Source organism: Variovorax raffinosi, from assembly GCF_051216615.1.
Classification (GTDB): Bacteria; Pseudomonadota; Gammaproteobacteria; order Burkholderiales; family Burkholderiaceae_C; genus Variovorax.
On record NZ_JBPJZR010000018.1, the window covers coordinates 58168 to 75753 of the forward strand.

Sequence of the window (17586 nt, forward strand, 5' to 3'; positions counted from 1 at the left end):
CCCATTCGGAAAAACGAACCCTTGTGCTAGGCCGCCGTGTTCAGCCAGTGCGTGATGCGGCCACCATGCATCACGCCGATGCGGTCGGCCATGGCATGGGCTTCGGCTTCGTTGTGCGTGACCAGGATGGCGGTCTGGCCGGCCTGCTTGAGGATGCCGCGCACCTCCGCCGTCAGGCGTTCGCGGGTGCCGCCGTCGAGGTTGGAAAAAGGCTCGTCCAACAGCAGCAAGGCCGGCGAGGGCGCGAGCGCGCGGGCCAGTGCAATGCGTTGCTGCTGCCCGCCCGAAAGCTCATGCGGATAGCGCTCGCCGGCCTCGGCCAGGCCGACCAGCGCCAGCATTTCGGCGACGCGGGCCTGCTGCGCCGCGCGGCCCTGGCGGCGCAGTCCGAAGGCCACGTTCTTCGCGGCCGACAAGTGCGGGAACAGCGCGTATTCCTGGAACATCATGCCCACGCGGCGTTGCTCGGGCGGCAGGTGTTGCTGCGCCGAAGACAGCAGCACATCGCCCAGGCGCACCGTGCCGGCGCGCACCGGCTCGAAGCCCGCGATGGCGCGCAGCACCGTGGTCTTGCCGCAGCCCGAGGGGCCGAACAGGCAGGCGATGTCGCCGGCGGCCATCGAAAGCGAGAAGCCGTCGACGACGGTGTGCAGGCCGCGTGGTGTTTCGTAGGCGAGCTGGACCGAATCGAGATGCAGGGGGGAACTCATGTCTTTGTCGTATCGGACGTCACCGAGGATGCACCCAACTGGTTGCGTGCCAGCAGCACCACCGGCAGCAGCCCGGCCAGCACGATGGCGAGCGCGGCAATGGCGCCTTCCTCGTAGGTGCCGCGCGCGGCCTCGGCATAAAGCCAGGTGGCGAGGGTGTCGAAATTCGCGGGCCGCAGCAGCAGCGTGGCTGGCAGTTCCTTCATGGCGTCGACGAACACCAGCAACGCGCCGGCCGCCATCGCGGGCCGCAGCAGCGGCAGGTGCACGCGGCGCAGCGTGCCGCCGGTGGTTTCGCCGAGCAGCCGCGAGGCTTGTTCGATGGCGGGCGGAATGCGCGCGAGCCCGGCCTCGATGCCGCCGACCGGCATCGCCAGGAAGCGGATCGCGCAGGCCACGACCAGCACCACGCCGGCCCCCATCAGCGGCAGGCCTTGAAGGCCGAGCGCGGTCGCCAGTGCGGCATCGAAGGCCAGCGCCGGCGTGAGCAGGCCGATGGCCAGCACCGTGCCCGGCACCGCATAACCCAGCGTGGCGACACGGGCCTGCCAGCGCGCACGGTTGAGGCCCGTGCCCTGGCTGCGCGAAGCCCATGCGACCACCAGCCCCGCAGCCACGGCCACCACCGTGACGCCCGCTGCCAGAGCCAGGGTGTTGCCGAGGCTGGCGATCAGTCCCTGCGAAATGCCGCCGCCCTGGAGCAGTCGCTTGGCGCTTTCCCAGACGAGGTACAGCGCGGGGGCCACGAAGCCGATCAGCACCGGCAATGCGGCCGCGGCGGTGGCCGCCCACGCCGCCGCACCATGCAATCGCCTGGGCTGCACGGCACGCATGCGTTGCGCCGATCCGAAGCGCTGGTGCCGGCGGCCATTGCGTTCGAGCCAGACCAGCGCCACCACCATGAACAACATGGCGCATGCGATCTGCGCCGCGCCGGCCAAGTCGGAGCGCGTGATCCAGGTGGTGTAGACCGCCACCGTCAGCGTGTTCACGCCCAGGAATTCAGAGGCGCCGATGTCGTTGAGCGTTTCGAGCAACGCGAGGCTCAGGCCCACGGCCAGTGCCGGCCGCGCGAGCGGCAGCGCCACGCGAAAGAAGGCGCCGCGCCGGCTCTCGCCCAGCGTGCGCGCCGCTTCCATCAGGTGCGCCGGCTGCGTCATGAACATCGCGCGTGCCGTCATGTAGACGTACGGATAGAGCACGAAGCCCAGCACGAAGATCGCACCGGGCATCGAGCGCAGGTCGGGCAGGCGGAACTGGCGCGGGCTGTCGAAGCCCAGCACCCAGCGGATCGCGCCCTGCACGGGGCCGATCGGATGCAAAAGATCGAGGTACGCGAAGGCGACGATGTAGGTCGGCATCGCCAGCGGCAGCAGCAGCGCCCAGTGCAGCGTGCCGCGTCCGGGAAAGTCATGCGCCGTGACCAGCCACGCGCATCCGGTGCCGATCACCAGCACCAGCGTGCCGACGCCCGCGAGCAGCACGGCGGTGTTGAGCGTCGCCTGCGGCAGCACATGCGCGAACAGCGGGCCCCAATGCCCGACGCCGGAACCGAAGGCGAGCCACGCCAATGTGAGCACCGGCGCGAGCACGCCGATGGCGATGGCGAACGAAGTCCAGCGCCAGGCCGGACCCGCAGCCTGCAGGCCCGGCGACTGGCGCCGTGCTATCGACAACATTCTTCTTTTTCTTCAGGCACTGGCAAGGCGTGCCCCGCCATCCGCATCACTGGTCGAAGCCGACCTTGTCGACCAGCGCGCTGGCCTGCTTGCGGTACTTGGCAATCTCGGTCAGCGGCAGCGGATCGACCTTCAGCTCGCCGATGGTCTGGCTGATGATCGGGTCGAGTTCGACGCCCTTGCGCACCGGGTATTCGTAGTTGGCCTGCGCGTAGAGCGACTGCGCCGGTTCCGACGCGAGGAATTCAAGCAGCTTGACCGCATTGGCACGCTGCGGCGCATTCTTGGCAATGGACGCGCCGCTGATGTTGACGTGCGTGCCGCCGCTCTTGGCGTTGGCAAAGGTCGGGCGGATCACCTTGATGGCATCGCCCCACTTGCGCGCGTCGGTGCCTTCCTTGGCGCTCTTCATCTGGCCGACGTAGTACGAGTTGGCCAGGCCCACGTCGCAGATGCCGCCGAGGATGTCGCGCGCCACGTCGCGGTCGCCGCCGGTCGCCTTGCGTGCCAGGTTGGCCTTCACGCCGCGCAGCCACTGCTCGGCCTTGGCCTCGCCGTCATGCGCGATCAGCGCGGCCACGAGCGCGGTGTTGTAGGGGTGCTGGCCGGCGCGGATGCAGACCTTGCCCTTGTACTTCGGGTTGGCCAGGTCTTCGTAGCGGAAGCTGGTCAGCGGCTGGCTCTTGTCGGCATACAGCACGCGGGCGCGCAGCGACAGCGCAAACCATTGGCCGTCGGTGCCGCGCAGGTTGGCCGGAATGGCAGATTCGAGCGCGGCCGACTTCACCGGCTGCGTCACGCCGCCATCGACCAGGTCCATCAGGTTGCCGATGTCCACCGTCATCAGCACGTCGGCCGGCGAGCGTGCGCCTTCGGCCTTGACGCGCTCCAGCAGGCCGTCTTTGACGAACACGGTGTTGACCTTGATCTTGCTCTGCGCGCTGAAGGCCGAGATGAGCGGCTGGATCAGCGCGGGCTCGCGCGTCGTGTAGAGCGTGAGTTCGTCGGCGGCGGCGGCCTGTGCGGGCAGGGCGGTGATGGCTAGCCAGGTGGCGCTGGCGCCGAGCAGTGCGCGCGCAGCGCGGCGGCCTTGGACGCGGGAGCGTTCAGTCATGAAGGATCCTCCGGGAGCAGTGACGTGTTCTGGAATGCATCGGCGGCAGAGCGAGCCTGCGGGCCGATGAGAATAATTATCACTGGGGGGAGGAAGCGCGCTGCCTTTGGACTTACAGGTCGAAGGCCTACTGCGCTCAGCGCGCCGGCGGAATCTCGAACACCAGGCAGGTTGTCGTCGCGTGCGCGTACAACGTGCCATCAGGTCCGAACAGGCGCGCCTCGGCGGTGGCGAGTTGCTTGCCGCAATGGATCACCTTGCCCTCGGCGCGCACGCGCTGCACCTTGGGCGTGAGGCCCTTCACGTAGTTCACGCCGAGTTCGGCGGTCGTGTAGGCGCGGCCGGGCGGCATCATGGTGTGGACCGAGCAGCCCAGGGCCGAGTCGAGCAGGGTGGCGACCCAGCCGCCGTGGATGGTGCCCAGCGGGTTCAGGTGCTGCGGCAGCGGCGTGCCCTGGAACACGGCCACGCCCTTGCTCACCGACAGGATCGTGAAGTCCAGCGTCTTGGCGATCGCGGCGTAGGGGATGTCGCCGTTCAGCATGGCCTGCATGATTTCGAGGCCGGTCTTGCCAGCGAGCTGGTCGGGTCGGGCCAGGCCGGGGCCCGGGCCGCCGTCGAGGCGGTCGGTGATCTGTCGCTCTTCGGCGATCCATGTGTCGAGCAGGTTGATGGGGTTCGTCGTCATGCCTGTGTTCCTTCTGGGGGCTTTGGCGGGCCGGGTAAGTTGCATATGCAATAGTTGCACATACAATAATACCCCATGGACATCCAGACCAAACCCCGCGGCTGCACCAGTTTCAAGGTGCGGCAACTGATGCGACGCCTCTCGCAGCACTACGACGCGGAGGTCTCGCAAAGCGGCCTGAAGACCACGCAGTACTCGCTGCTGTCGCACCTCAAGCGCCTGGGCGCCACGCGCCCGGTCGACTTCGCGGCCGAACTCAAGATGACCGCCTCCACGCTGAGCCGCAACCTGCAGCCGCTGATCGCTGCCGGCTGGGTGGCACAAACCGCCGGCGCTGATGCGCGCAGCCGGCTGGTCGCGCTCACGCCCGAAGGCGAAGACAAATGGCGCGAGGCGCAGCAGCACTGGAAGACCGCGCAGCAAAAACTCAACGCGCTGCTGGGCGTGGAGCGCGTGCTGGCGCTGCACCTGCTGATCGACGAGTCGCTCGAGTTGCTCGGCACCGAAGACGCGCCCGACTGCGCCGACTGAACCCGGGCACCGCGCAACACACCCCTTTCGCTTCACGCGCGTCGCTGCGCGGGGCACTGCTTTCTCTCTTTCTCCTCCTCCACATCTCATTCCAACAGCCGAGGTCCCATGTTCGCCACCCCCGTTTCCGCATGGCTCCAGCGCCGCGGCATCCATTACGGATGGATCGTCGCCGCCATCACCTTCCTGACCATGCTGACCATGTCGGCCGCGCTGGGCCTGCCGGGCGCCATGCTGCAGCCGCTGGGCAAGGAGTTCGGCTGGAGCACCGAGCAGATTTCGTCGGCGCTCGCACTGCGCTTTGCGCTGTTCGGCCTCATGGGCCCGTTCGCCGCCGTGCTGATGGAGCGCTACGGCCTGCGTGCCGTGGTCTGCACCGGCCTGGCGCTCGTTGGCCTCGGCATGGCGCTGGTCACCCTGGCATCGCAGCTCTGGCAGCTCTTCTTCTTGTGGAGCCTGATGCTGGGCCTGGGCACCGGCATGACCGCGCTGGTGCTCGGCGCGGTGGTGGCCAACCGCTGGTTCGTGGCGCGGCGTGGGCTGGTCATCGGCATGCTCACGGCCAGCTCGGCCACGGGGCAGCTTGCCTTCTTGCCGTTCGCGGCCTGGATGATCGAACACTGGGGCTGGCGCTCGGCCATCGTGCCGATCGTGATCGGCACCATCCTCATCGGCGTGCTCGCGCTGTGCTTCATGCGCAACCGGCCTTCGGACGTCGGCCTGCTGCCCTACGGTGAAGTGCCCGGCACGCAGCCGGCCGCACCGGCAGCGGCGGCGCCACTGATGAACTTCGCCACGCCGTTCCGCGTGCTCAAGGAAGTCTCGACCAACCGCACCTTCTGGATTCTGGCCGGCACCTTCTTCATCTGCGGCCTCAGCACCAACGGCCTGGTGCAGACGCACTTCATCTCGCTGTGCGGCGACAACGGCATGGGCGCAGTGCCCGCCGCCTCGGTGCTGGCCATGATGGGCGCCTTCGACTTTGTGGGCACCATTCTTTCGGGCTGGCTCTCGGACCGTTATGACAACCGCAAGCTGCTCTTCTGGTACTACGGCCTGCGCGGACTGTCGCTGTTCTGGCTGCCGCATTCCGAGTTCACCATCTACGGCCTGGGCATCTTCGCGATGTTCTACGGCCTCGACTGGATCGCCACCGTGCCGCCGACCGTCAAGCTCGCCGGTGCCGCCTTCGGCCCGGCCAAGGTCGGCCTCGTGTTCGGCTGGATCTTCGCCGCGCACCAGTTGGGCGCCGCCACGGCCGCCTATGGCGCCGGCTTTGCGCGCACGCTGCTGCTGACCTACACCCCCGCGCTCTACGCGGCCGGCGCTGCCTGCCTGGTGGCGGCGCTGATCGTGATGATGATTCGCCGCCCGGCCGCCAAGACCGGCGCGCCGGCTTCGACAGCGTCGAAGACCTCGACGTCGGCGGCACGCGCCTGACACGCACGCAACCCAACGCGCAAGCCAGCCATGTCCACCGCAACTACGTCCACCACCGCTTCGTCGGCCGACCTCGACCCTCGCACGCGCCGCCTGCTCGAAGCGCCCATCGTGCCCACGCTGCTGCGCCTCGCCGCGCCCAACGTGCTGGTGATGGTGGCGCAGGCCTCCGTCGGCCTGATCGAAACCTACTTCGTCGGCAAGCTCGGCACCGATGCGCTCGCCGGCATGGCGCTGGTGTTCCCCATCGTCATGCTGATGCAGATGACCTCCAGCGGCGCGATGGGCGGCGGCATCGCCTCGTCGATTGCCCGCGCGCTCGGCGCACGCCGCCGCGCCGATGCCGATGCGCTGGTGTGGCATGCCATCGTCATCGCGCTGGGCTTCGGCCTGTGCTTCACCTTGGCGCTGCTGCTGGGCGGACGCTGGCTCTACGGAATCATGGGCGGCACGGGCCCCGCGCTCGACGCAGCACTGACGTACTCCAACTGGGTCTTCTCGGGCGCTGTGCTGGTGTGGCTCTTCAACTCGCTCTCGGCCATCATCCGCGGCACCGGCAACATGTCGGTGCCGGCCAATGTCACGGTGGTGGGCGTGGTGTTCCTGATTCCGGCGTCGCCGCTGCTCATCTTCGGCTGGGGGCCGATCCCGGGCATGGGCATTGCGGGCGGTGCGATGGCGCTGCTGCTGTATTACCTGCTGGGCTCGATCGCGCTCATCATCTACCTGCGCTCGCCGCGCAGCCTGCTGCGGCCCACGATGGCGGCTCTCAAGCTGCGCTGGCCGCTGTTCCGCGACATCCTGCGCATCGGGCTGGTGGGCGCGGTGTCGACGGTGGCGACCAACCTGTCGATCGGCATTGCCACGGCGCTGACCGGGCACTTCGGTTCGGGCGCGCTGGCTGGCTACGGCACGGCATCGCGGCTCGAATACCTGCTGGTGCCGCTGGTGTTCGGCCTTGGCGCGCCGCTGGTCGCGATGGTCGGCACCTGCATGGGCGCCGGGCAACGTGAACGCGCGCTGCGCGCCACCTGGGCCGGCGCGGGGCTGGCCTTCGCGCTGACCGAGACCATCGGGCTCGCGGCTGCATTTTTCCCACGCCCCTGGCTGCTGTTGTTCGGCAATGACCCGGCGATGCTGGAAACCGGCACGCACTACCTGCGCGTGGTGGGGCCCTTGTATGGCTTCTTCGGCGTCGGGCTGGTGCTGTACTTCGCGTCGCAGGGCGCGGGCCGGCTGTTGTGGCCGGTGCTCGGCAACATCGCGCGGCTGGCCGTGGCGGGCACGGGCGGCTGGCTGGCGCTGCGCTGGGGCGGTGGCCTCACCGGCGTGTTCGCGGCGCAGGGCGTGGCGCTCGTGGTGTACGGCATCGTGATCGCATCGGCCATCGCGGGCGGCGCATGGTTCGGCCGCGTGGGCTGGCCCCGCAGCACCAGCGGATTGCTGCGCCGCGTGGCGCAGGCCTGAATCAATTTCTTACCCAAAGGCTTCCCATGAAAATCAAGGACTCCGTCGTCTTCATCACCGGTGCGAACCGTGGCCTGGGACTGGCGTTCGCCAAGGCCGCGCTGGCGGCTGGTGCGCGCAAGGTCTATGGCGCCGCGCGCGATCCGAAGAGCATCACGCTCGCTGGCGTGACGCCGGTGGCGCTCGACGTGACCCAAGCCGCGCAGATCGAAGCGGCCGTGCGCGCTTGCGGCGATGTCACGCTGTTGATCAACAACGCCGGCATCTCGCGCGGATCGAGCCTGTTCGGCGCCGGTGCGGTCGATGCCGCGCGTGCCGAATTCGAGACCAACTTCTTCGGCCCCTGGGCGCTGACGCAGGCCTTCGCGCCCGTGCTCGCGGCCAATGGCGGCGGTGCCGTCGTCAACGTGCTGTCGGCATTGAGCTGGACCACTTTTCCCGGCGTGGCCACCTACAGCACGACCAAGTCCGCGGCATGGTCGCTGAGCAATGGCCTGCGCAACGAACTGGCGGGGCAGGGCACGCAGGTCACGAGTCTGCACGTGGCCTTCATGGACACCGACATGGCCGCGCATGTGCCCGGCGCCAAGGCGTCGCCCGATGACGTGGCGCGCCAGACGCTGGAAGGCGTGGAAGCGGGCAAGCCCGAGGTGCTGGCCGATGCGGTCACGCGCCAGCTCAAGCAGGGCCTGTCGAGTGAAGCGCCGGCCTATGCGACGTCGCCCGTGCGTGCTGCAACATAGAACGCCGCTGCACAAAGAAAAACCCGGGCACTCGGCCCGGGTCGTCGATCTGTGTGAACCGGCAGATCAATAGCGGTAGGGATTGTTCGGCCGGCGGTCGTAGCGGTTGGGCACGCCGTCATGGTCGTTGTCCCGGCGGCCGCTGTAGCGGCGGTCGTCATGGCGGCGGCCATGGTCGTAGTAGCGGTCGTTGCCACGGTAATGGCGCGGGCCGTGGTAGTAACGCGGCGGTGGCGGCGCGTAGTAGTGGCGTGGAGGCGGCGGTGCGGGCACCACATAGACCTGCGCCTGGATGAAGCGGCCGCCCGTCTGGGCCTGGGCCGGAATGCTGAGCGATGCGAGCGACAGAAGGGCCGCGGCGCCGATTGCGAAGGTAAGCTTTTTCACTGATCCCCCAGTGGTGTGATTTGGAAGCTTCATCCTCGCGGCCTTGTGTGAAGTTGTTGTAAGGCTGGAGCGAAATCGGATGAAGAGCTGTAAGCCCATGCGCGTAGGACGTATGCCGGCCACACCGCCATCCTAGGAGCTTTGCCACCGAGAAAACACCTGCGGGCGTCTTCCATCGGCCATAGACCGATGGGCCGGTCGCTCAGTGGTGCGGCGACGGAAGCATCCGCCGCAGGGCCTCGAAGAACAGGTCCGACTGCTCGCGCTCGCCCTGGATCTGCGCCGCCACATGCGCGGCCAGCTTCGCATTCACCGGCACCAGCGGGCGCCCGGTCGACTGCGCGATCACCTGGTGCAGGCATGCGCGTTCGAGGTAATACAGGTCGTCGTAGGCATGCGCGATGGTGGCGCCCGCCACGATCACGCCGTGGTTCGCGAGAAAGGCCACGTCTTTCCCCGACATCGCGCGGGCGATGCGTTCACCCTCCGCATCGTCGAGCGCCAGGCCGTTGTATTCGGCGTCGATCGCGATGCGGTTCATGTAGCGCATCGCGTTCTGGCTCGCGGTCGGATCGAGCGCACGGTCGACCGTGATCGTGAGCGCGGTCGCATAGGGCATGTGGCAGTGCAGCACCACCGCGTGGCCTGTGAGCCGGTGCACCGCGCCATGGATGAAGAGGGCGGTCGGCTCCACGCGATGACGGCCGGCCAGCACTTCGCCGTGCACGTCGATCAGCACGATGTCGTCGGCGCCGATCTCGCTCCAGTGCAGCCCGCGCGGGTTGATCAGGTAGCGGTCTTGCGCGCCCGGCAGCATCACGCTGAAGTGGTTGCAGACCCCTTCGGACAGCCCGTGATGGGCAGCAGCACGCAGGGCAAGGGCAAGGTCTTCGCGCAGCTTGCGCACGGCGGGGCTGGCGTAGGTGGCATCGGCGTTCATCGGGGTCTCCTTCTTTTTTCTTGGCTCAGAGGGTCGCGGATCAGGTATGCGTCACGCCCGTCCAGGCCGCGACGAACTGCTTCGCGTCATCACGCACCGCCGGGGCTTGCTTGCCGGGCTTGTAGAGCGCGGAGCCGATGCCGAAGCCCGCTGCACCCGCCGCGCGCCACACCGCCATGTTCGCGGGCGTGATGCCACCCACGGGCATCACCGGCGTGCCGGACGGCAGCACGGCCAGCAGCGCCTTCACCACGGCGGGCGAGGTCAGCTCGGCGGGGAACAACTTGAGCCCGGTGGCACCGGCCGCGAGCGCGCCGAAGGCCTCGGTCGGCGTCATCACGCCGGGCAGGCAGACCATGCCGAGCCGCACGGCTTCGGCGATCACCTCGGCGTTGAAGTTGGGCGACACGATCAGCTCGCCACCGGCGGCATGCACCTCGCGCACCTGCTGCGCGGAGAGCACCGTGCCCGCACCGACCAGCGCCTGCGGAAAGCGCTTGCGCATCAGCGCGATGCTGTCCAGGGGCTGCGGCGAATTGAGCGGCACTTCGAGCAGCCTGAAGCCGGGCTCGACGATGGCATCACCCACGTCTGCCGCTTCGGCCGGCGAGAGGCCACGCAGGATGGCCACCAGTGGCAGCTCGCGCATGGCGGTGCCGAATTTTTCGAGAGGGGTTGTCATGATCCGATTTTGTCTGTTGCCAGAAAGCCCGACAGCGCATGCAGCCCGGCCCAGGTGGCTTCGGCCCCGAGCGTGCGCGTAGCGACGCCGGTGGCACGCAGGGCCAGCGTGTAGCGCTGGGTGAGGGTGGGCGAGCCGATCAGCACGACCTCGCCGGCCGCGTGCAGCGACTGCGTGCGCAGCTCTTCGCCAATCAGCAGGCCCGAGAGATAGCTCGACAGCTCCTGCTTCGGCATGCGATCGAACAGCGCGAGCGTGCGTGCGCCGAAGGCGTTGTGCAGCAGGCCGTGGCCGTTTTCGGACAGCGTCACGCCTTGCAGGAACGCGGCTTCGTCGAGCGGCGCTGCCGCATCGAGCGTACGCGCAAGAATCGAGTGCTGGCTCAGCAGCGCGTAGAACTCGCCCGTCATGTAGGTGCGAAAGCCCGCCACGCGGCCTTGCCTGACCGTGACCCATTTGTTGTGGGTGCCCGGCAGCACGAAGATGCCGTCGTTCAGGCCGGTGAGCGTCATGGCGCCGAAGATCTGCACTTCTTCGCCGCGCATCACGTCGGGCACGCCATCGTGTTCGTCGCTCAGGCCGGGAACGATCGCGATGCGCGCGCCGGGAATGGCATCGATGTCGATGATCTTGCGGCCCACTTCGGCGCGGCCGGCGGGGCAGGCGCAATACGGCGCCTCGACCCAGCCTTGCTTGCTGCCGGCCATGCCGGAGATGAGGCAGCGCGCGCCTTCGGTACGCATCCAGTCGCCGAAGAGCGTTTCGAAGACAGCGGGGAAACCGCCTTCAGGCACGGTGAGGATGCCGCGTGCGTCGCTGCGTTCTTCGAGCACCTTGCCATCGGCGTCCAGCAGTGCGCCGCGCAGTGAGCTTGTGCCCCAGTCGATTGCTACCAGTCGTGTCATTTCAGTGGGTCGACGTGTGTTGTGTTTCGTGGATGTTCGTTCTTGGCGCTGCTGTTCGGGGTGGGTTCGGGTTCGGATTCGGATTCATTCGGGGCGAGTGCGAATGACACCGGGTGCTCCCCTCCGCGAATGTCCCCCGGGGCGCTGCGCGCCCCTCCTCCTTTATTTCGCTGCGGGGAGCACCCGGTGTCATTCGCACATGGAAACGCTGCTGGTGAATCGCTGATCAACCAACGCTCTGTCCAGCGCTCGCGCCGATACGGGGCTCTTTTTCGCGAAATAAAGGAGGAGCGAAGCGGGGGACATTCGCGAAAAAGAGCACCGTGTCGGCGTGAGTGCCGCCCTGAACAGCAGCAGCGCTCAGACAGCACAACACGACGAACAGAAACCCAAGAACTAAACCTAGTGATTGTCGCGCGGCACAAAAGCCCCGCGACGACCACGCAAGAAGTTCAGGTCCGCCCCCTGGTCAGCCTGCAATACCGTGTCGACATAGAGCTTCCAGTACCCCGAGTCGAGCGGTGCCTTGGGCGCAACCCACTTCTCGCGCCGACGTGCCAGCTCTTCATCGCTCACATGCAGATGCAGCTTGCGGTTGGGCACGTCGAGTTCGACGATGTCCCCGTCCTGCACCAACGCCAGTGGCCCACCAGCAGCAGCCTCGGGCGCCGTGTGCAACACCACCGTGCCATAGGCCGTACCGCTCATGCGCGCATCGCTGATGCGGACCATGTCGGTAATGCCCTTGCGCAATACCTTCGGCGGCAGCGGCATGTTGCCGGCCTCGGCCATGCCCGGGTAGCCCTTGGGGCCGCAGTTCTTGAGCACCATGATGCAGTGCTCGTCGATGTCGAGGTTCTCGTCGTCGATGCGCTTGTGCAGGTCTTCCGCGCTTTCGAAAACCACTGCGCGGCCCTTGTGCACCAGCAGCTCGGGCGTGGCTGCGCTGGGCTTGATGATCGCGCCATTGGGCGCGAGGTTGCCACGCAGCACGCAGATGCCGGCCTTGTCCTTGAAGGGCTCCGCCATCGTGCGAATGACCTGCGGGTTGTAGTTCTCGGCGTCCTTCACGTTCTCCCACACGCTCTGGCCAGTGACCGTGAGGATGTCCTTGTGCAGGTGCTCGGCGATTTCCTTGATCACCACCGGCAGGCCGCCCGCATAGCAGAAGTCTTCCATCAGGAACTGGCCCGAGGGTTGCAGGTTCACGAGGCAGGGCAACTCGGCGGCAAGGCGGTCGAAGTCGTCGAGCGTGAGGTCGACGCCGATGCGGCCCGCAATGGCCAGCAGGTGGATCACGAAGTTGGTCGAGCCGCCGATGGCCGCGTTGACCTTGATCGCGTTCTCGATCGCCTGGCGCGTGAGGATCTTCGACATGTTCATGTCTTCATGCACCATGTCCACGATGCGACGGCCCGCCTGGCGCGCGAGCACGTTGCGGCGGCCATCGACGGCAGGGTAGGCCGCATTGCCCGGCAGGCCGATGCCCAGCGACTCGACCATGCTGGCCATGGTGCTCGCCGTGCCCATCGTCATGCAATGGCCGTGACTGCGGTGCATGCAGCTCTCGGCCTCGAAGAAGTCCTGCAGCTTCAGCGTGCCGGCACGCACCTGCTCGCTCATCTGCCACACGCCGGTGCCCGAGCCCAGCTCTTGCCCGCGCCACTTGCCCGAGAGCATCGGGCCGCCCGACACGCCGATGGTCGGCAGGTCGACGCTGGCCGCGCCCATCATGAGCGCGGGCGTGGTCTTGTCGCAGCCCATGAGCAGCACCACGCCGTCGAGCGGGTTGCCGCGAATGCTCTCTTCGACGTCCATGCTCGCGAGGTTGCGATACAGCATGGCGGTGGGCCGCAGCAGCGTTTCGCCGAGCGACATCACGGGGAATTCGAGCGGGAAGCCGCCCGCTTCGTACACGCCTATCTTCACTTGCTCCGCGAGCGTGCGGAAGTGCGAGTTGCAGGGCGTGAGTTCGCTGAAGGTGTTGCAGATGCCGATGACCGGACGACCGTCGAACTGGTCGTGCGGCACGCCCTTGCCCTTCATCCAGCTTCGGTAGATGAAGCCGTCGCGATCGTTGCGGCCGAACCATTGCTGGCTGCGCAGCTCGCCAGATTTTTTCTTGGGGATTGTGCTCATGGGGTTTGTCTCCGATTGCCGATTTGACAGCAGAAAACCTCAGGGTTTGTCCTGCCGAAATGCATTTTCAATCATCATATGATAAGCGCGGAGAGCCTGCCAGAGCCCCACTTTTTTGGATTGGCGGGATACCGAAATTCACATCGCTCATGATCAAGAACATCCACGGCCGCACGCTCGAGCTGCTCGGTGAAGCCGTGGTGGCGGGGCGTTATGCGATCGGTGCGTCGATCCCCGCGGAGCCGATCCTGGGCGAAGAACTCGGCGTGAGCCGCACCGTGGTGCGCGAGGCGATCAAGTCGCTCGCGGCCAAGGGGCTGATCGTCACCGGGCCGAAAGTCGGCACGCGCGTGCTGCCCAAGGACAAGTGGAACTGGTTCGATCCCGACGTCATCACCTGGCAAGCACGCGCCGGACTCACGCCCGAGTTCCTGCGCGACCTGCAGGACTTGCGCCGCGTGGTGGAGCCCGCGGCGGTGCGCCTTGCGGCCGAGCGGGCGGGGCCCGATGAAATCGAGGAAATAGAGAAGGCCTACGCGGGCATGAAAGACGCCATCGAGAACGGTGGCGACTACGTCACCTTCGACCTGCGCTTTCACAACGGCCTGCTGAACGCCGCGCACAACCGCATGCTCGCGCAGATGAGCAAGGCGCTCAACGCGCTGCTGCGCACCAGCTTCGAGATATCGACGGCCAAGCCCGATGGCCCCGCGCTGTCGCTGCCGATGCATCGCGCGGTGCTCGACGCGGTGATCGCGCACGACCCGGGCAAGGCCGAGCGCGCGGTCATCCGGCTCATCGACGGCGCGCGCCGGGACATCGAGGACGTGCTCGGCTCACGCCGACGCTTGCCGCGTTTGAGCAGGCCACCGCCAAGGCTCAAGGGCGGCTAGGCACCCCGGCACGGCCTAAGCGTTTGTCCGCAGTTCGCATCAGGTTCTTTCACCCTACGCTCGCGCCCCGAGCAATTTCCACCCAAGAAGAGAAGGAGACAAACCATGAAACTCGTCAAGTCGCTCATTGCGCCGACGCTGGTCGCGTTGGGCCTGATCGCAGCGGGCAATGCCGCCGCGCAGGAAAAACTCACCGTCTGGTGGGTCAAGGGCTTCTACAAGGCGGAAGACGACGCCTTGTTCGCCGCCATCAAGAAGTTCGAGGAAAAGAACAAGAACGTGAAGATCGAGCTGTCGCAATACCCGGTGCAGGACATGATTCCGAAGACCGTGTCCGCGCTCGACTCCGGCAGCCCGCCCGACGTGGCCTACGCCGACGTGTACGACTTCCAGGTCACCGGCAAGTGGGCCTACGACGGCAAGCTCGAGGACATCGGCAGCGTGCTCACGCCCATGAAGGACCGCTTCGCGCCCAACACGCTGGAGACCACGTACCTCTACAACAACCAGACGAAGGGCAAGGCCTACTATGCCTTCCCGATCAAGCAGCAGACGATGCATGTGGAGTACTGGCTCGACATGCTCGCCGAAGCCGGCTTCAAGGAGTCCGACGTGCCCACCACCTGGAAGGAGTACTGGTCCTTCTGGTGCGACAAGGTGCAGCCGGCCAGCCGCAAGGCCAGCGGCAAGCGTACCTTCGGCATCGGCCAGCCGATGGGCGTGGATTCGAGCGACGCTTTCTATTCGTTCCTGACCTTCATGGACGCCTACAACGTCAAGCTCGTGGACGACAACGGCAAGTTGCTGGTCGACGACCCGAAGGTGCGCACCGGCCTGATCGGCGCACTGACCGACTACACCGCGCCCTACACCCAGGGCTGCACGCCGCCGTCGTCGACGAGCTGGAAGGACCCGGACAACAACGTCGCGTTCCACAACAAGACGACCGTGATGACGCACAACGCGACCATCTCCATTGCCGCCAAGTGGCTCGACGATTCGACCAACGCCTCGCTCACGCCCGAGCAACGCGAGGAAGCGCGCAAGAACTACACCGAGCGCATTCGCACGGCCGGTTTTCCGAGCAAGCCTGACGGCAGCAAGATGGTCTACCGCACGGCGGTGAAGACCGGCGTGGTGTTCAAGGACGCCAAGAACAAGGCGCGCGCCAAGGAGTTCGTGGCCTTCCTGCTGCAGGAGGAAAACCTCACGCCATATGTTGAAGGTTCGCTGGGCCGCTGGTTCCCCGTCACCAAGGCCGCGCAGCAGCGCGACTTCTGGAAGGCCGATCCGCATCGCCTGTCGGTCTACAACCAGTACGCCGCCGGCACCGTGACTTTCGAGTTCACCAAGAACTACAGGTTCACCGTGCTGAACAACGAGAACGTGTGGGCCAAGGCCATGAGCCGCATCGTCACCGACAAGGTGCCGGTGGACAAGGCGGTCGACGAGATGATCGCGCGCATCAAGACGGTGGCGGCGCAGTAAGCCCGCCGCACGGCATCAACCACCCCACCAGCAGCGGCTTCTTCGCATGAGCTCTACCGCCACCGCCGCGCCGTCCCCGGCGCCTGTTGTCAATCTCGGAGCACGGCACGCGCGCTGGCAGTTCTGGGGCGCGGTGATGGTCGTGCCCTACCTGCTGGTGTTCGTGGTGTTCGTGCTCTACCCGGTGGGGTATGGGCTGTGGCTCGCGCGCCATCCGCAAAGCTACGTGAAGCTGGTCGAAGACCCGATCTTCTTCCGCTCGGTGATCAACACGGCCATCTTCCTGGTCGTGGCGATCAACCTGAAGATGCTCGTGGCACTCGTGCTCTCGGGCTTCTTCGTGACCTCGCGCTGGTGGATCAAGATCGTCTCGGCGATCTTCATCCTGCCGTGGGCGATGCCGTCGATTCCGACCATCCTGTCGTTCCGCTTCATGCTCAACCCCGAGTGGGGCGTGATCAACACCACCATCTTTCGCCTGAGCGGCGCCGATGGCCCCAACTGGCTGAACGACCCGACGCTCGCGCTGGGCTTCGCGATGCTGGTTCATATCTGGAAGTCGCTGCCGTTCTGGACGCTGATCCTGGTGGCGGGGCGGCTTGCCATTCCCACGGAGCAGTACGAGGCCGCGTCGGTGGACGGCGCCTCGTCGTGGCAGAAGTTCCGCTTTGTGAGCTGGCCTGCGCTCAAGACGCTCTACATCACCTCGCTCATTCTCTCGATGATCTGGACGCTGGGCGACTTCAACAGCGTGTACCTGCTCACCGGCGGCGGCCCTGCGGACCTCACGCACGTGCTGGCCACGCTGGGCATTCGCTACCTGCGGCTTGACCAGGTCGACCTGTCGATGGCGTCCATCGTGGTGGCGCTGCCACTCATCCTGCCGCTCGTGTACTTCATGATGAAGAGGTTGTCGAAATGAAGCAGTGGACCCCCAAGGCCGTGGCGACCGAGGCCAAGCTGCTGCTGATCGGCATTCCGGTGCTGCTGTGGACGCTGATCCCGGTCTACCACATGGTGCTGTTCGCGATCTCGTCCAAAGACTCGGCGACCTCGGGGCACCTGTGGCCGAAGAACCCGACGCTGGACAACTTCCGCATCGTGTTCCAGCAAAAGCACTTCTACCTCGACCACTTCTGGGTGCAGTTGTGGAACTCGCTGCTGATCGCGGTGTCGGTGGGCGCGCTCACGCTGTTCGTGGCCACCACGGCTGCGTTCGCCATCAGCCGGCTGCGCGTGCGCGGCGGGCGCACGGTGATGAACCTGGCGCTGTTCACCTACTTCATTCCCGCCGCGTTCCTGGCCGTGCCCATGTACAAGACGATGGGCAACTACGGGCTGCTCAACAGCCAGTGGGCGCTGATCCTGGCGATGGTGACGATCGCTTCGCCGTACTGCATCTGGGTGCTGAAGCAGGCTTCGGACAAGCTGCCCTACGAGCTGGACGAAGCCGCACGCATGGACGGTGCCTCGCCGCTGCAACTGTTCCGGCTGGTGTACCTGCCGCTGATGGTGCCGTCGCTGGTTGCCGTGGGCACGTATTCGCTGCTGCTGGCGTGGAACGAGTACCTCTATGCCTTCCTGCTGCTGTCGAACGACAAGAGCGTGACGCTGGCCGTGGCGCTGGGCAACTTCCTCTCTGCCGACGATTCGCCGTGGGAACTGCTGATGGCCACCGGCCTGATCTACGCACTGCCGCCCGCGGCCATCTATTACTCATTCAAGCGCTACATGGTCGGTGGCCTCACCGCCGGCGCCGTCAAGAGCTGAACGATTTCAG

Annotated in this window: 17 protein-coding genes; 8 read left to right on the plus strand and 9 right to left on the minus strand. The window is 66.5% G+C overall.

Going from position 1 to position 17586, the window contains the following annotated elements; genetic code table 11:
• Nucleotides 1-26 precede the first annotated feature (26 nt).
• From ACSFB7_RS34175 to ACSFB7_RS34190, 4 genes are all read right to left on the minus strand, one after another.
• A complete protein-coding gene (locus ACSFB7_RS34175; RefSeq protein ID WP_435476777.1) occupies nucleotides 27-710 on the minus strand; it encodes an ABC transporter ATP-binding protein in 684 nt (227 codons plus the stop codon).
• Nucleotides 707-2389, minus strand: a complete 1683-nt coding sequence (locus ACSFB7_RS34180; protein ID WP_435476778.1) for an ABC transporter permease — start codon at nucleotides 2387-2389, stop codon at nucleotides 707-709. The genes ACSFB7_RS34175 and ACSFB7_RS34180 overlap by 4 nt, the downstream gene beginning before the upstream one ends.
• 46 nt (nucleotides 2390-2435) lie before the next feature.
• Nucleotides 2436-3503: a Fe(3+) ABC transporter substrate-binding protein gene (locus ACSFB7_RS34185; protein WP_435476779.1), complete on the minus strand. Its 1068-nt coding sequence runs from the start codon at nucleotides 3501-3503 to the stop codon at nucleotides 2436-2438.
• 136 nt (nucleotides 3504-3639) lie between these two features.
• Nucleotides 3640-4191 (minus strand): PaaI family thioesterase, encoded by a 552-nt coding sequence (locus tag ACSFB7_RS34190; protein ID WP_435476780.1) that lies wholly within the window; start codon nucleotides 4189-4191, stop codon nucleotides 3640-3642.
• Nucleotides 4192-4266: 75 nt separating this feature from the next.
• Between ACSFB7_RS34190 and ACSFB7_RS34195 the strand changes: the two genes are divergently transcribed.
• The 4 genes from ACSFB7_RS34195 (at nucleotide 4267) to ACSFB7_RS34210 (ending at nucleotide 8372) form a co-directional block, all read left to right on the plus strand.
• The gene (locus tag ACSFB7_RS34195; protein ID WP_435476781.1) at nucleotides 4267-4722 is read left to right on the plus strand and encodes a MarR family winged helix-turn-helix transcriptional regulator; all 456 of its coding nucleotides are present in this window, start codon (nucleotides 4267-4269) and stop codon (nucleotides 4720-4722) included.
• Nucleotides 4723-4830: 108 nt separating this feature from the next.
• Nucleotides 4831-6162, plus strand: coding sequence for an MFS transporter (locus ACSFB7_RS34200; protein ID WP_435476782.1), 1332 nt, complete (start codon nucleotides 4831-4833; stop codon nucleotides 6160-6162).
• A 30-nt stretch (nucleotides 6163-6192) separates the two neighbouring features.
• A complete protein-coding gene (locus ACSFB7_RS34205) occupies nucleotides 6193-7629 on the plus strand; it encodes an MATE family efflux transporter (protein ID WP_435476783.1) in 1437 nt (478 codons plus the stop codon).
• 26 nt (nucleotides 7630-7655) lie between these two features.
• Nucleotides 7656-8372: an SDR family oxidoreductase gene (locus ACSFB7_RS34210; RefSeq protein WP_435476784.1), complete on the plus strand. Its 717-nt coding sequence runs from the start codon at nucleotides 7656-7658 to the stop codon at nucleotides 8370-8372.
• 66 nt (nucleotides 8373-8438) lie between these two features.
• Here ACSFB7_RS34210 and ACSFB7_RS34215 read toward each other — a convergent pair whose 3' ends face one another.
• The 5 genes from ACSFB7_RS34215 to ACSFB7_RS34235 form a co-directional block, all read right to left on the minus strand.
• Complete coding sequence (locus tag ACSFB7_RS34215; RefSeq protein ID WP_435476786.1) at nucleotides 8439-8759, minus strand: hypothetical protein; 321 nt, start codon at nucleotides 8757-8759, stop codon at nucleotides 8439-8441.
• 202 nt (nucleotides 8760-8961) lie between these two features.
• Entirely contained in the window at nucleotides 8962-9747 is a 786-nt protein-coding gene (locus ACSFB7_RS34220; protein ID WP_435476852.1) for an aldolase, read from the minus strand.
• A complete protein-coding gene (locus ACSFB7_RS34225) occupies nucleotides 9740-10381 on the minus strand; it encodes a 2-dehydro-3-deoxy-6-phosphogalactonate aldolase (protein ID WP_435476787.1) in 642 nt (213 codons plus the stop codon). Before ACSFB7_RS34225 ends, ACSFB7_RS34220 begins: the two co-directional genes overlap by 8 nt.
• Nucleotides 10378-11286, minus strand: a complete 909-nt coding sequence (locus tag ACSFB7_RS34230; RefSeq protein ID WP_435476788.1) for a 2-dehydro-3-deoxygalactonokinase — start codon at nucleotides 11284-11286, stop codon at nucleotides 10378-10380. The genes ACSFB7_RS34225 and ACSFB7_RS34230 overlap by 4 nt, the downstream gene beginning before the upstream one ends.
• 402 nt (nucleotides 11287-11688) lie before the next feature.
• Nucleotides 11689-13425: an IlvD/Edd family dehydratase gene (locus tag ACSFB7_RS34235; protein ID WP_435476789.1), complete on the minus strand. Its 1737-nt coding sequence runs from the start codon at nucleotides 13423-13425 to the stop codon at nucleotides 11689-11691.
• A 149-nt stretch (nucleotides 13426-13574) separates the two neighbouring features.
• Here ACSFB7_RS34235 and ACSFB7_RS34240 point away from each other — a divergent pair, with 149 nt between their 5' ends.
• The 4 genes from ACSFB7_RS34240 (at nucleotide 13575) to ACSFB7_RS34255 (ending at nucleotide 17576) form a co-directional block, all read left to right on the plus strand.
• Nucleotides 13575-14318, plus strand: a complete 744-nt coding sequence (locus ACSFB7_RS34240) for a FadR/GntR family transcriptional regulator (protein WP_435476790.1) — start codon at nucleotides 13575-13577, stop codon at nucleotides 14316-14318.
• Between the two features lie 105 nt (nucleotides 14319-14423).
• Entirely contained in the window at nucleotides 14424-15806 is a 1383-nt protein-coding gene (locus tag ACSFB7_RS34245) for an ABC transporter substrate-binding protein (RefSeq protein WP_435476791.1), read from the plus strand.
• 46 nt (nucleotides 15807-15852) lie between these two features.
• Complete coding sequence (locus tag ACSFB7_RS34250) at nucleotides 15853-16728, plus strand: carbohydrate ABC transporter permease (protein ID WP_435476792.1); 876 nt, start codon at nucleotides 15853-15855, stop codon at nucleotides 16726-16728.
• Nucleotides 16725-17576, plus strand: a complete 852-nt coding sequence (locus tag ACSFB7_RS34255) for a carbohydrate ABC transporter permease (RefSeq protein ID WP_435476793.1) — start codon at nucleotides 16725-16727, stop codon at nucleotides 17574-17576. Before ACSFB7_RS34250 ends, ACSFB7_RS34255 begins: the two co-directional genes overlap by 4 nt.
• Nucleotides 17577-17586: the final 10 nt, after the last annotated feature.